Origin of the sequence: Pseudarthrobacter sp. NIBRBAC000502772 (assembly GCF_006517235.1) — a bacterium.
Classification (GTDB): domain Bacteria; phylum Actinomycetota; class Actinomycetes; order Actinomycetales; family Micrococcaceae; genus Arthrobacter.
Genome location: NZ_CP041188.1, coordinates 1828102 through 1841442 on the forward strand (window position 1 = coordinate 1828102; position 13341 = coordinate 1841442).

A 13341-nucleotide genomic window follows, 5' to 3' on the forward strand; every position below is an offset into this window, starting at 1 on the left:
GTCAGTACCGGCGGCGGTAGACCGGATCCAGGGTTTCCGGTGCTACGCCGAGCATTTCGGCGGTGTGTTCCACGACGACGTCGTGCACCAGGTCCTGGAGTTCCTCCCGGCTGGCGCAACCCTGCTCAACCACCCGGCGGTACAGGGTGATCACCGGGCCTTCCTCTGCCGTGGCGGGGGTGTAGGCGCCCATGGGAGGCGGGGCGGCGTCGGCCACCAGTTGCTCCAGCTGCGGGGGTATTTCGTCGACGGCAAACCGGACGCCGTCGAGCGTTTTGCCCCAGATGTCGTGGAGCCGCTGCGCGGAATCCAGCACCATGTCGTCAAAGCGGTCCGACCGTGTCCTGTAACCGGGGTGCGTTGGCAACACCACCTCCCCGCGCAGGCCGCGACCGTGGCGGTTCCGGCGGCGCATCGCAAAGCTTCGGCCGGGCGAACCCGAACCCGTTTCTGCGGCGCGGTCATCCGGGTCAGCCAAACGGACCGTAAAAGCTGAATTATGGTTCGATGACTGCATACCTTGACTGTAAACCCGGGCGCAGAATTACGCGACATAACCCCGGTTTTCGTGCCAGGGCGCGGCGCCGATTCGGCAAATACTCCGAACAAGTTCGGATACGGAGTAGTCTGTGATGTCGTGGGAGCTATCCGTCAATGTTCAAGGTCAGCCTGCCGTCAGTCGGCGGTGGCAACTTTGACGTACGTCTATGCCGACTCCACCGCCGTCCTGGGTCCGCTTGCCACCTACGCCGAGCCGCATTGTTACGATTTGTGCGAGCAGCACGCCGGGTCACTGACCGTGCCCCGCGGCTGGGAAGTGCTTCGCCTGGCGATGCCCACAAGCCCGCAGCAGCCCGGGCCGGACGACCTCCTGGCCCTCGCCAACGCCGTCCGCGAAGCAGCGGCCCAGCCGCCCAGGTCGCAGACCACGCCGGGTCAGCGTGGCTTGCATTCAGCGCTGGAGGCCCCGGCCGGCACCGAAGGCGTCCGCCGGGGGCATCTGCGCGTCCTGCGCGAACCTTCCTGAGGCGGTTCTGGCGGTAGGCTGGAACCTGCTAATCAGTCAGCCAACGGCGCGAACGCGCCCCTGTCGGGAGCACCAATCATGCCAAAGATCAGTCCTGAACTGTTGTCCGTCCTCCGCTGTCCCGTGACCGGATCGCCCCTGGTCCAGGAAGGCGAAGAGCTTGTGTCGACGGCGGCGGGAGATTCGGGCGTGAAGCTGCGCTACCCGATCGAGGACGGTATCCCGCTGCTGCTGCCGCCGGAACTTCTCCAGGCCGCCACGGCTGCCGGCTCGGACCAGCACGATCACGCCGTCCGGCCGGCCACGGACCCAGGCCCCGCCACGGACAAAACCGCAGCTACTGCCTAGGCAACGCCTGGACAACACGTACCACCACCAGCGGTCGACTTTCGCGCAGAGGCTTCAACGCCGTCGCCGCCATCGGACAAAAGCAAAGGAACCCCATGACATTTGATTACAAGGTAGCCGACATCTCGCTGGCCGAAGCCGGCCGCCACCAGATCCGCCTGGCCGAGCACGAGATGCCAGGCCTGATGTCACTCCGCAAGGAGTTCGGACCCACCCAGCCGCTGAAGGGCGCCCGGATCGCCGGATCCCTTCACATGACGGTCCAGACTGCCGTCCTGATCGAAACCCTCACTGCCCTTGGTGCCGAGGTCCGCTGGGCCTCCTGCAACATCTTCTCCACCCAGGACGATGCCGCCGCAGCCGTCGTGGTGGGCACGGGAACGGTCGAGGACCCGCAGGGTGTCCCGGTGTTCGCCTGGAAGGGCGAGACGCTGGAGGAATACTGGTGGACTGCACAGCAGATCCTGGCCTGGCCCGGCGCGGACACCAATCCGGAGCTCGGCCCGAACATGATCCTGGACGACGGCGGCGACGCCACCATGCTGGTCCACAAGGGCGTTGAGTTCGAAGCTGCCGGCGCTGTACCGGCGGCAGGCGAAGATGAGTCCGAGGAAGGCCGGATCTTCCTGGACGTGCTTCGCGCCTCGCTGCAGGAAGACCCGCAGCGGTGGACCCGGGTCGGGGCCAGCCTGCGCGGCGTCACCGAGGAAACCACCACCGGCGTGCACCGCCTCTACCAGCTGGCTGAACAGGGCAAGCTGCTGTTCCCGGCCATCAACGTCAACGACTCGGTCACCAAGAGCAAGTTCGACAACAAGTACGGCATCCGCCACTCGCTGCCTGACGGCATCAACCGCGCCACCGACGTCCTGATGGGCGGCAAGGTAGCCGTCGTCTGCGGTTATGGCGACGTCGGCAAGGGAGCCGCAGAGGCATTCCGCGGCCAGGGTTCCCGCGTCATCGTCACAGAGATCGACCCCATCTGTGCCCTCCAGGCAGCCATGGACGGCTACCAGGTGGCCAAGCTGGAGTCGGTGCTGAGCCAAGGCCACATCTTCATCACCACCACCGGGAACAAGGACGTCATCCTGGCCGAACACATGGCCGGCATGCGTGACAAAGCCATTGTGGGCAACATCGGCCACTTCGACAACGAGATCGACATGGCAGGTCTGGCGCGGATCCCCGGCATCAAGAAGGTGGAGATCAAGCCGCAGGTGCATGAGTGGGTGCTCGACGCCGGGACCGCCGAAGAGCGCTCCATCATCGTCCTGTCCGAGGGGCGCCTGTTGAATCTGGGCAACGCCACCGGCCACCCGTCCTTTGTGATGAGCAACTCATTCGCTAACCAGACCATCGCCCAGATCGAGCTGTGGACCAAGCGGGACCAGCCCGAAGGCGAACGCGAATACAGCAACCAGGTCTATGTCCTGCCCAAGATCCTGGACGAAAAGGTTGCCCGCCTGCACCTCGACGCCCTCGACGTGGAGCTTACGGAACTCTCCAAGGAACAGGCCGACTACCTGGACCTGGACATCGCCGGACCGTACAAGCCCGAGCACTATCGTTACTGACGTGTGATGCCCCGGGCGCAGACCGCGCCCGGGGCTGTTATGTCCAAGCATTAAGATCGGACTATGGAACCTGATGTTCAGCCACGCCGGCGGGGGACCGCCAAGAAAATTCTCTTGGTGGCAGCCGTGTGTGTCCTTGCCGCAACGGGCGGCGTCTTCGCCGCCGTCGCGCCGGATTTTGCGCGCGGTGGCCTGGAGTCCGAAGCCAGCTCGGCAGTCCGGTCCGTGCCGGGCGTCGCATCGCCCGTGGTGGCCCCGGTCAAGGTGGACGTCACGCCGGCCAACGCCGCAAAGCAGGTGAACCCGGCAATGCCGGTGTCGCTCAAGGTGGGCAACGGCAGGATCGAGAGCGTCACGCTGACCAGCACCGCCGGCGAAGTAGTCCACGGCACCTTTGCAGGGGACGGCAGCAGTTGGACAGCGACCGACCCGCTGAAATTCAACACCGAGTACAGCTACATGTATGTGGTCACTGACGGGGCGGGACGGGATACCAACACCACAAACTCGTTCAGCACCGTTTCGAGCACGCACGAGGCTGATGCCGCCATCTACCCGCTGGACGGGATGAAAGTTGGCGTGGGCCAGCCGCTGCAGGTCATCTTCAGCGAACCGGTGGTCAACCGGGATGCCGTGGAGAAGGCCATCAAAATCACCTCCAGCGCAGGGCAGGCGGGGGCCTTCCACTGGTTCAGCGACACCATGGTCCGGTACCGCCCGGAAGCCTTTTGGGCGGCGAACTCCACAGTCACCATGGACATGCAGCTGTTCGGCGTGGACCTCGGCAACGGCCAGATTGCCAACTTCAACAAGAAGGTCACCGTGAATTTCGGTGACAAGCGGGTGGCTATCGCCGATGCCGCCGCACACACTTTCACGCTCAGCGTTAATGACCAGGTAGTGAAAACCCTCCCGGTCAGCATGGGCGATCAGCGTTTCCCGTCAGCGCGCGGCTACGCGGTCCTGATGGAAAAGAACCGCTATGACCACTTCCGGGCGGCCAGCATCGGACTCAAGCCCGGCGATCCGGCCTACTACGGCGAAGTGGACGTGGAGTATGCCATCCGCCTCACCCTGAGCGGCGCCTACATCCACCAGGCGCTGGAGTCCGCCTACCCCTTCATCGGCAAGGCGAACGTCTCGCACGGCTGCATCGGGTTCGCTCCCGACGGCGCCGCCTGGGTTTTTGACAACATGACCACCGGCGATGTGGTTCAGATCATCAATACCGAAGGCGACTACGCCGCCGTCGACGACGGCTATGGCGACTGGAACATCCCCTGGGCGGAGTACAACAACTAGGAACCGCTTGGCCCAGGGCCCAGGGCCCACGGAACAGGACGAGGTTCAGGTCTATGGCCCGAACGGCAGGCGGTCCAACCGCTCCGCCGTGGCCGAGTTCCGGCGCCGGGCCTGCTGCAGCCGCGCGAGTTCACGGTGACGGCGTTCGGCGGTGACGGCCGCCAGGTACTGGTCCGGGCTGGTTCCCGGGGGCGGCGGAGGGGCCACATGCCGGGCCAGTTCCGTGGCTATCGACGCTGCCATTCCGGCGGCGGACAGAGGTGACATGCGTCCGGCCTGCCGGATGAACTGGGCGGCCTGCCGTGCGGTCGCATCCGGGATCCGGCCGATGTCCGCAGCTGTGGCCCAGCCCTGAAGCTGTTGGGGAACAAAGACGCGGACCGGTACCTCTGCCGGCACGCGGCGGCGCAGCGCATACGTGCCGGCAAGGATGTCACCCAGCCGCTTGGAGCGGCTGTTGAAGAGGGCGACGGCGATGGCGAGGCCACCCAGGGTGAGGTAGATTTCCAGGAATCCAGTCAGCCCCCGGATCACGGCGTGGCGGAACCGGATGGCGCCGCCATCGTCCCTGACCACACGCAGGCCGGCCGCCAGTTTTCCGAGCGAGAGCCCCCGGGTGAGGGTCTCCACGGCTACCGGGACAATCACGAAGCAGAAGACCACGCTCACCAGCGTCAGCGCCCGCATTGCTGCCTCGTCAAGGTCCTGGCCGGCGGCTGCGACGCCCAGCAGGATCAGGACCAGCAGGATGATGTTGAACAGGACATCCAGCAGCAGGCCAAGGGCACGGGCGGCGAAGGATGCGGGGCGCAGTTCCAGGACAACGGCCTCGCCGGTGATTATCGAACTCAAGCGGATACCCCAATCCCTTGTCAGCCATCCTGCGGACCTTCATAGTCTATGGCGGCTAGGCTGTTGCCGTGGATATGGATGCCTTCTCCGCCGCCAACGGGGACAAGTGGTCAAGGCTGCACCAGCTTGCCCATAAGCGGCGCCTCAGCGGCGAAGAGGCCGATGAACTGCTGCGCCTTTACCAGTCGACGTCGGCCCACCTTTCCTTCATCAGGTCAATTGCCCCGGAGAGCGGCCTGTCGGCGTCCTTGTCCGCCACCCTGGCCCAGGCCCGGACCCGTTTCACAGGCGCACGGTCCAACGTGATGGCGGACCTGGCCCGGTTCTTCGTGGCTGCCCTGCCGGCGGCTTTGTACCGTCTGCGGTGGCTGACGGTGGCCTGCGGCGCCGCATTTATCCTGGTTGCCGGCGCTTACGCGCTCTGGATCGGGACGTCCCCCGAGGCCCTGCGGTCCGTTGCCTCCGAGGCCGCGGTCCGGCAGTACGTCGAGAAAGACTTCATTGGCTACTATTCGGAAAATCCTGCGGCCTCGTTTGCGGGGGCCGTCTGGACCAACAATGCCTGGATCAGCGCGCAGGCGGTGGCACTGGGCATCACCGGCTTCTGGGTACCCATGATCCTGTTCACGAACGCCCAGGGCGTCGGGATCGCCGCCGGAGTTTTCGCCGCCGTGGGCCGGCAGGATGTCTTTTACAGCTACATCCTGCCGCATGGCCTGATGGAACTGACGGCTGTTTTTATTGCCTGCGCGGCGGGCTTGAGGATCTTCTGGGCCATGGTGTCCGCGGGACCACGGACGCGGGGACGTGCCGTGGCGGACGAAGGCAGGTCGCTGATCACCGTGGCCCTGGGGTTGGTGCTGGTGCTGTTCGTTTCCGGATTAGTGGAAGGTTTTGTCACGCCCAGCCCGCTTCCGGTATGGGCCAAGATCGGCATCGGCCTGGCGGTGCTGGCTGCCTACTGGGGCTACGTCCTGGTATGGGGACGGCGGGCCTATGACGCCGGTGAACGCGGCGACTTGGTGGCCGGCGACGCTGGATACAGCGAAATCGCCGCATGAATCCGCGAGCGACGGGGTGGCTCCTCGCCCACGTGGAGGAGCGGGCGGTAGGCTCGATATCAGATACACGGCGCTGCCCGGATCAGAGCCGGCGGCGTGGAACCCAACGGAAGTGACGCTGCTGTGAACGACAATTCGCCGACCCCTGCCAAACGCACGGAGCCGCAGCCGGATCCGGACCTGGATACTTCGTCGGACTCGGACGAGCCGGCTTTTGCCTGGCTGAACGATTCCGGCTCCAGCACTCCCGATGTGTCTCCAGCACGTAGCGCCGGTATCGGGCAGGGCGGTGTCACCCAGCCCGAAAGCCGTGCCGGGCGAAAAGCCGCGGAGGCCGCCGTCGAACCTCCCGCCGCGGTACCTTCCGTAGAAGAGTCGCTCCGCAAAGAACCGTCCGCCCAGGGCGCCACCCGAAACGGTGCCCACTTCAGTGAGCCGCTGCCCACGTCAGCGCTGCAGGTCCGTCCGCCGCAGGAGGAAGTGGAGCGCCGCAACGCGGAGCGCGAAAGCGCAGCCAACGCCAAGCCAGTGGCCCCGCGCATCTGGCAAGTCCTGCTGGCCCTTTTCTACCCGGTGATCCTGCTGGTGCTGGCCGTCCGCGCTGTCACCAGCCCGCTGTTCCTGTGGGCCGAGTACAACAGGCCCGGGTTCCCGGGCGACGGGTACGGGTTCAGCACCGACGACCGGATGACCTACGGTTCCTACGCGGTTGACTACCTCAGCAACTGGGCGGGGCCGCGGTATCTGGGTGATCTGGTCAATCGCACTGGCGGGGACCTTTTCAAGAACGGCGAAGTCGGCCACATGGCCGACGTAAAAGTTGTCATCCTTTCCGCGTTTGGCGGGGGAGCACTCCTGATCGTCCTCAGCCTGGTGGCCATCGCCTACCTGCGCCGCCGCAGCACCGGCGGTGTGCGCCGCGGACTCTTCGCGGGATCCATTGTTGCGCTGGCGATCATCCTGGGCCTTGGCGCATTGGCCGTGCTCGGCTGGCAGCAGTTCTTCACCGAATTCCACCGGATCTTCTTCGCCAGCGGTTCCTGGACGTTTGCCCTTGAAGACACCCTGATCAGGCTGTTCCCGGGCCAGTTCTGGATCGATGCCGGTATTGTCATCGCCGCGCTGGTCCTCTTGGTGTCCCTGGTGACGCTCATCCTCACGTGGCCCACGCGCCGTCGTCGCGGCCTGGCCAAGGATGAGCCGATCGCCGCTGAGGCGTAGCCCCAAGCAACTGCACGTGCTCAGCCGTTTATTTTGGCGGGCTGCTTCTTGCGGCCGGTGATGGTCAGGTAGCCCTGAGGGTCCAGCTCGCCGAGGTCCCCGGTACGGAAGAACCCGTCCACAAAGGCCTCGGCGGTGGCCGCTTCGTTGGCGTGGTAACCCTTGAACACGCCGATCCCCTTGACCAGCACTTCGCCGTCCTCCGCCACGCGGATGGTGGTGCCCGGCAGGGGGACGCCCACACTGCCCACCCTGGTCCGGGCGGGCGTGTTGGCCGTACAGGGGGCGGTTGTCTCGCTCAGCCCGTAGCCCTCAAGGACCGGGATCCCGGCGCCGCGGAAGAAGTGCGCGTCCTCAGGTGCCAGCGGGCCGGCCGCCGATACCGCGTAACGGACCCGGCCGCCAAGGAGCTGGCGGAGCTTCGGGTACACCAGGCGGTCAAAGACGGCGTGCCGTGCCCGCAACGCCAGCCCGGGTCCGCTGCCCCCGCCGCGGGCCACGGTGTCCTGTGCCGCCGAGAAACGGATGGCGGCGGCCGACGCAGCCCTGAAGATCCCCGCTGTCCCGGACCTGGCAGCCTGGTGCACGGCGTCCGCCCGGACCTTCTCGAAGATCCGGGGCACCGCCAGGAGGAACGTGGGTTTGAACGTGCCCAGATCCGCCCGCAGATCAGCAGGACGGCTGACGTGTCCCAGGGTGGCGCCCGCATGGAGGCACGCCACCTGGGCAGCGCGGGCGAGCACATTGGCCAGCGGCAGGAACATCAGGGTGCGCGCATTTCGCCCCTTGAGGATCTCCGGGAGAAAGGCGACGACGTTGACGGCCACGAGCGCAAAGTTGCCGTGGGTGATCACGCAGCCTTTGGGCCGTCCGGTGGTGCCGGACGTGTAGGCCAGGGAAGCGACGTCGTCCAGGCCCGCGGCGGAGCGGTGGCGTTCCAGCTCGGCGTCCGTGACGCCCATTCCGGCAGCCGAGAGGCTGGCGAGGTTCGGGGCGTCGCCGTCGTCATCCATCCTCACCACGGGGACCAGCCGGTCCTTGAGCAGGGTGGAAGACTCCAGGATGCCTGTAATAAGTGACACCTTGCCGCGGTCCTGCGCGAACACGCGGCGCGCGCCGGCGTCGTGCAGGATCCACTCCACCTGGCCGGGGGTCGAGGCCTCGTCGATGGGGACACTCACGCCGCCGGCAAACCAGATGGCGAAGTCCACCAGGGCCCACTCGTAGCGGGTGGCGGACATGACGGCCACGGTGTCGCCGGGCTCCAGGCCGCCGGCGATCAGTCCTTTGGCGAGGGCACAGACATCGTGCAGGAATTTTTGCGCCGGAACGTCGGTCCAGCCGTTGGGGCCTTTGCGCGCGTAGAGGGCGTGGGCCGGGTTGGCGGCCTCCCGCTGGCGCAGGAGATCCGTGACATTGCTGCCGGGCTCCAGCTCCACCAGGAGTTTTGTGCTTGCTTCTCGCACGGGGGGTCTCCGTTCCGCTGCCTCAACGCAGTTCGCGGCTGGTCAGGGTTTCATGCAATCCTGCCTTAGATCCAGGACGGCATCCACATCCGGTAGCGCCATTCCTGGTAGGGGATGGTCTCCGCCGTCCACACCGGGTAGAAAAATGCGGACAACAGGACGGCCCCGGCGACGAACAGTGCCACCAGGTAAACACCGGACCGCCGGCGCCAGAGCGGGTCGGTGTCCCGGCCCAGGACGAGGCCCAGGCAATACACCAGCGCGAGCACCAGGAAGGGCTCAAAGGAGACGGCGTAAAAGTAAAACATGGTCCGCTCCGGGTACATGAACCACGGCAGGTAGCCGGCGCCCACGCCTGCAAGGATCGCCCCTGCGCGCCAGTCCCGGCGCCCGGCCCACCAGAACAGCAGGACCACCAGCGAGATGGCCGCTCCCCACCAGATCATCGGGTTCCCCACCGAGAGAATGGCGGAGGCGCAGTTGGGCACGTCGCATCCCGGGACGCCCTGCTCCGGCTTCTGGTAGAAGAACGACGTCGGCCGGCCCATCACCAGCCAGCTCCAGGCGCTTGCCTCGTAGGGGTGTTCGGAGCCCAGTCCCTGGTGGAACTTGTAGGCCTCCAGATGGTAGTGCGCCAGCGAACGCAGGGAGTCCGGCAGCCAGCCCCACTCCGCTGAGGGGTTGCTCTGGGCCCACCGCCGGAAGTAGGCGCCCTCGGAACGGAACCAGCCCGTCCAGGTGGCGGTGTAGACCACCGCCGCAACCGGAACCATGCTGGCAAAGGCAGGCAGTCCATCCTTGATGATTCCGCCGCTGACCCAGCCGCGGATTCCCGCGACGCGCCGTGCATTGAGGTCCCATAGGACCGTCAGCATGCCGAAGCCGGCGAGGAAAAACAGGCCCGACCATTTGGTGCCTATGGCGAGTCCCATGCACACGCCCGCGGCGAGACGCCACCAGCGGATCCCCAGCCACGGTCCCGCCAGCAGTTGGCTGGCTGCGGGCCGAGCGTTCCGGGACGCGGCCGCGAGCCGTCCGAGCCGTGCGGCCAGCCGCCGTCGTCCGTCATCGCGGTCCAGCAGCAAAGCTCCGAAGGCCGCCAGGAGCCAGAACATCAGGAAGATATCCAAGAGTGATGTCCGCGACATCACCAGGTGGTGGCCGTCGACGGCGAGCAGCAGGCCCGCGGCGGCAGACAGCGGCACTGAGCGGAACAGCTTCAGTGCAATCAGCGTGAGCAGCAGGATGGACAGGGTTCCGGTCAGTGCGGCCGCGAACCGCCAGCCGAACGGATTATCGGACCCGAAGAGCCACATGCCGCCGGCGATCATCCACTTGCCCACGGGCGGATGGACCACGTACTCGGGAGTGTCCAGGAGGATGGCCGGGTTGCCTGCGTTGAAGGAGTCGTTGGCCTTGTCCGGCCAGCCCCGTTCGTAGCCGCTGACCACGTAGGAGTAGGCGTCCTTGACGTAATACGTTTCATCGAAGACCAGGCTGTGCGGCGTGTCCAGCCGGACAAAGCGGAGGACGCCGCCGATCACGGAGGTCAGGGCGGGCACCAACCAGAACCAGAGACGCAGCGACGGCGGGTACTCCCGCCAGCTGCGCGTGCTGCCGATCAGGCGCTCGCGGAGGGCTGTGGCTGAGAAGGCCTCGGCCGGACGGGCGATCCACGGGCCTCGTGCCGGCGGGATGGTCTGGCCGGCCTCGGCAGGCCGCATGGAGGTCTGCGTCACGAGCCCCATGCTACCTTTTGCAGCTTGGGCCGCCGGCCAGCAGTACGCTGGGGGAGTGGACCCTAACCCCAGCACCTTCGCCGATTCCCGCCCCGCAGAACCTTTCGATGCCGCCGGGGAGGAGCCAGAGACAGAGGTTCACGTGGCAGCGGACCCGGCTGCAGCGGCACCGGTCGCCACGGGGCCGGGCCGGATTGTACTGGCGGCAACGCCCATCGGGAATACGGGAGACGCGTCGGCCCGCCTGATCGAGCTCCTGGGGACGGCGGACATCGTGGCCGCCGAAGACACCAGGCGCCTGCACCGCCTTGTCCAGAACCTCGGAGTCACCGTCGCCGGGCGGGTCATCAGCTACCACGAGCACAACGAGGCCACCAAGACCGCGGAACTGCTGGAGCACGTCCGGTCCGGCAAAACCCTGGTCATGGTCACAGACGCCGGCATGCCTTCGGTCTCGGACCCGGGGTTCAGGCTGGTGGAAGGCGCTGTGGCAGCCGGACTTACCGTGACCGCCGTCCCTGGCCCGTCCGCGGTACTGACCGCCCTGGCGCTGTCCGGTCTACCCACCGACCGCTTCTGTTTTGAGGGATTCCTGCCCCGGAAGGCCGGCGAACGGGCGTCGCGGTTGGCGGACCTTTCGGCCGAACGCCGGACCATGGTGTTTTTTGAGGCCCCGCACCGGCTGGAATCGATGCTGCGGGCCCTGCGCGAGCGTTTCGGTGCCGAGCGGCGGATCGCCGTCTGCCGGGAACTGACCAAGACCTACGAGGAAGTCATCCGCGGGACGGTCGGGGAACTGTTGCTGTGGGCCGAAGGCAACGAGGTGCGCGGCGAGATTGCCGTGGTGCTGGGCGGCGCCCCTGAGCAGGCGCCGGGCACCCCCGAGGACCACGTGGCGGCCGTCAACGAGCTGGTGGCCCAGGGAATCCGGCTCAAGGAAGCCGTGGCCGCCGTAGCCGAGGACGTCCGCGTCAGCAAGCGGGAGCTGTACTCGGCGGTCCTCGCGGCACGCTGAGCATACGAAAGGCCAGCTGTGCAGCTGCACAACGAAATCTCGCTTCAGCAGTGCGTCCAGGCGTAGACCCTCTGGCGGCCGCGGCAGTAGTGTGACAGTAAATCAGCCAATACGGCAGGCCGCCCAGGCCCTGCGTCAAGGCTGAACCAAACCTTTATTGACGAGGGAGTCACCGTGACTGTCACCGCACAGCCAGCTGTTACCGTGGAGCGCGAAATCGCACTGCTGGCCTCTGTTCCCACCGGATTGCTGATCAACGGCGAATGGCGCCCGGCGGCGTCAGGCAAGACGTTCGACGTCGAGGACCCCGCCACGGGCAAGGTGCTCCTTAGCATCGCTGACGCCGGCGCCGAAGACGGCAAAGCTGCTTTGGACGCGGCGGCCGCAGCGCAGGAATCGTGGGCGAAGGTCCCGGCCCGTGAACGCGGCGAAATCCTCCGCCGTGCCTTTGAGATGGTTACGGCGCGTGCCGAGGACTTCGCGCTGCTGATGACCATGGAAATGGGCAAACCGCTGGCCGAGGCCCGCGGCGAGGTCACCTACGGCGCCGAGTTCCTGCGCTGGTTCTCCGAGGAAGCCGTCCGCGCGTTCGGCCGCTACTCGGTCTCGCCCGATGGCAAGTCCCGCCTGCTGGTGACCAAGAAGCCGGTGGGCCCGTGCCTGCTGATCACGCCGTGGAACTTCCCGCTGGCCATGGCCACGCGCAAGATCGCCCCTGCTGTCGCGGCCGGCTGCACCATGGTGCTGAAGTCCGCCAACCTCACGCCGCTGACCTCGCAGCTGTTCGCCGCCGTCATGCAGGAGGCGGGCCTGCCGGCCGGAGTCCTGAACGTCATCCCTACGTCCACGGCAGGCGCCACCACCGGACCGCTGATCAAGGACCAGCGCCTGCGCAAACTCTCGTTTACGGGCTCGACGGAGGTGGGCCGGCGCCTGCTCGCCGACGCGTCCGAGACGGTGCTGCGGACCTCCATGGAACTCGGTGGCAACGCCCCGTTCGTGGTGTTCGAGGACGCGGACCTGGACGCCGCCGTCGCCGGTGCCATGCTGGCGAAGCTACGGAACATGGGCGAGGCCTGCACCGCGGCCAACCGGTTCATCGTTCACGAGTCTGTTGCTGACGAGTTCGCGGAAAAGTTCGCGGCGAAGATGGCGGACATGACCACGGCCCGGGGTACGGAACCGGAGTCCAAGGTCGGCCCGCTGATTGATGCCAAGAGCCGGGACAAGGTCCACGAGCTGGTGTCCGACGCCGTGGCCTCCGGCGCCAGGGCAGTCCTGGGCGGCGCCCCGGCCGAAGGCCCGGGCTACTTCTACCCGCCCACCATCCTCACCGGCGTCACCGAAGGCACCCGGATCCTGTCCGAGGAAATCTTCGGCCCCGTTGCGCCGATCATCACCTTCAAAACGGAGGACGAAGCGATCCGCCTGGCCAACAACACCGAGTACGGGCTGGTGGCGTACGTCTTCACCCGCGACCTGAACCGCGGCATCCGGATGGGCGAACGGCTCGAGACCGGCATGCTCGGCCTGAACGCCGGCGTCATCTCCAATGCCGCCGCACCGTTCGGCGGCGTCAAGCAGTCCGGGCTGGGACGTGAAGGCGGCCTCGAAGGCATCGAGGAATACCTTTACACGCAGTACATCGGCATCGCCGACCCCTACGCCGGCTGAACGGATGGTCCTCCGGCTGACAGGATTATCCTCCGGTCAGCCGCTTCCTTCACCGCCAGTAG

General features: G+C 66.5%; 11 protein-coding genes and 1 pseudogene. 8 read left to right on the forward strand and 4 right to left on the reverse strand.

Translation table 11 applies throughout. From position 1 onward, the window contains the following. Position 1: 1 nt before the first annotated feature. A complete protein-coding gene (locus NIBR502772_RS08610) occupies positions 2 to 517 on the reverse strand; it encodes a metallopeptidase family protein (RefSeq protein WP_141139873.1) in 516 nt (171 codons plus the stop codon). 120 nt (positions 518 to 637) lie between these two features. Between NIBR502772_RS08610 and NIBR502772_RS08615 the strand changes: the two genes are divergently transcribed. The 4 genes from NIBR502772_RS08615 to NIBR502772_RS08630 all read left to right on the forward strand — a co-directional run bounded on the left by NIBR502772_RS08615 (position 638) and on the right by NIBR502772_RS08630 (position 4251). After that, entirely contained in the window at positions 638 to 1027 is a 390-nt protein-coding gene (locus NIBR502772_RS08615; protein WP_141139874.1) for a DUF3499 domain-containing protein, read from the forward strand. 78 nt (positions 1028 to 1105) lie between these two features. Beyond that, the gene (locus NIBR502772_RS08620; RefSeq protein ID WP_141139875.1) at positions 1106 to 1375 is read left to right on the forward strand and encodes a Trm112 family protein; all 270 of its coding nucleotides are present in this window, start codon (positions 1106 to 1108) and stop codon (positions 1373 to 1375) included. 95 nt (positions 1376 to 1470) lie between these two features. After that, entirely contained in the window at positions 1471 to 2949 is a 1479-nt protein-coding gene (gene ahcY / locus NIBR502772_RS08625) for an adenosylhomocysteinase (protein WP_141139876.1), read from the forward strand. A gap of 63 nt (positions 2950 to 3012) precedes the next feature. Beyond that, on the forward strand, positions 3013 to 4251 hold the full coding sequence (locus tag NIBR502772_RS08630) for an Ig-like domain-containing protein (RefSeq protein WP_141139877.1): 1239 nt from the start codon (positions 3013 to 3015) through the stop codon (positions 4249 to 4251). Positions 4252 to 4302: 51 nt separating this feature from the next. Here NIBR502772_RS08630 and NIBR502772_RS08635 read toward each other — a convergent pair whose 3' ends face one another. Further along, positions 4303 to 5103 (reverse strand): RDD family protein, encoded by an 801-nt coding sequence (locus NIBR502772_RS08635; RefSeq protein ID WP_141139878.1) that lies wholly within the window; start codon positions 5101 to 5103, stop codon positions 4303 to 4305. 68 nt (positions 5104 to 5171) lie between these two features. On the opposite strand from NIBR502772_RS08635, the gene NIBR502772_RS08640 reads away from it, so the two are divergent. Together NIBR502772_RS08640 and NIBR502772_RS08645 are read left to right on the forward strand one after the other, a co-directional pair. Beyond that, positions 5172 to 6164: a stage II sporulation protein M gene (locus NIBR502772_RS08640; RefSeq protein ID WP_210412411.1), complete on the forward strand. Its 993-nt coding sequence runs from the start codon at positions 5172 to 5174 to the stop codon at positions 6162 to 6164. Positions 6165 to 6287: 123 nt separating this feature from the next. Then, positions 6288 to 7385: a TIGR01906 family membrane protein gene (locus NIBR502772_RS08645; protein ID WP_141139879.1), complete on the forward strand. Its 1098-nt coding sequence runs from the start codon at positions 6288 to 6290 to the stop codon at positions 7383 to 7385. Between the two features lie 44 nt (positions 7386 to 7429). Here the strand turns inward: NIBR502772_RS08645 and NIBR502772_RS08650 are convergent. Together NIBR502772_RS08650 and NIBR502772_RS08655 are read right to left on the reverse strand one after the other, a co-directional pair. Continuing rightward, positions 7430 to 8851, reverse strand: a pseudogene (locus NIBR502772_RS08650) (long-chain fatty acid--CoA ligase); the annotation flags it as partial. A 65-nt stretch (positions 8852 to 8916) separates the two neighbouring features. Then, positions 8917 to 10599, reverse strand: coding sequence for a dolichyl-phosphate-mannose--protein mannosyltransferase (locus NIBR502772_RS08655; RefSeq protein ID WP_141139881.1), 1683 nt, complete (start codon positions 10597 to 10599; stop codon positions 8917 to 8919). Between the two features lie 46 nt (positions 10600 to 10645). On the opposite strand from NIBR502772_RS08655, the gene rsmI reads away from it, so the two are divergent. Together rsmI and NIBR502772_RS08665 are read left to right on the forward strand one after the other, a co-directional pair. Further along, positions 10646 to 11605, forward strand: a complete 960-nt coding sequence (rsmI, locus tag NIBR502772_RS08660; protein ID WP_371706812.1) for a 16S rRNA (cytidine(1402)-2'-O)-methyltransferase — start codon at positions 10646 to 10648, stop codon at positions 11603 to 11605. A gap of 174 nt (positions 11606 to 11779) precedes the next feature. Beyond that, a complete protein-coding gene (locus tag NIBR502772_RS08665) occupies positions 11780 to 13279 on the forward strand; it encodes an NAD-dependent succinate-semialdehyde dehydrogenase (RefSeq protein WP_141139882.1) in 1500 nt (499 codons plus the stop codon). Positions 13280 to 13341: the final 62 nt, after the last annotated feature.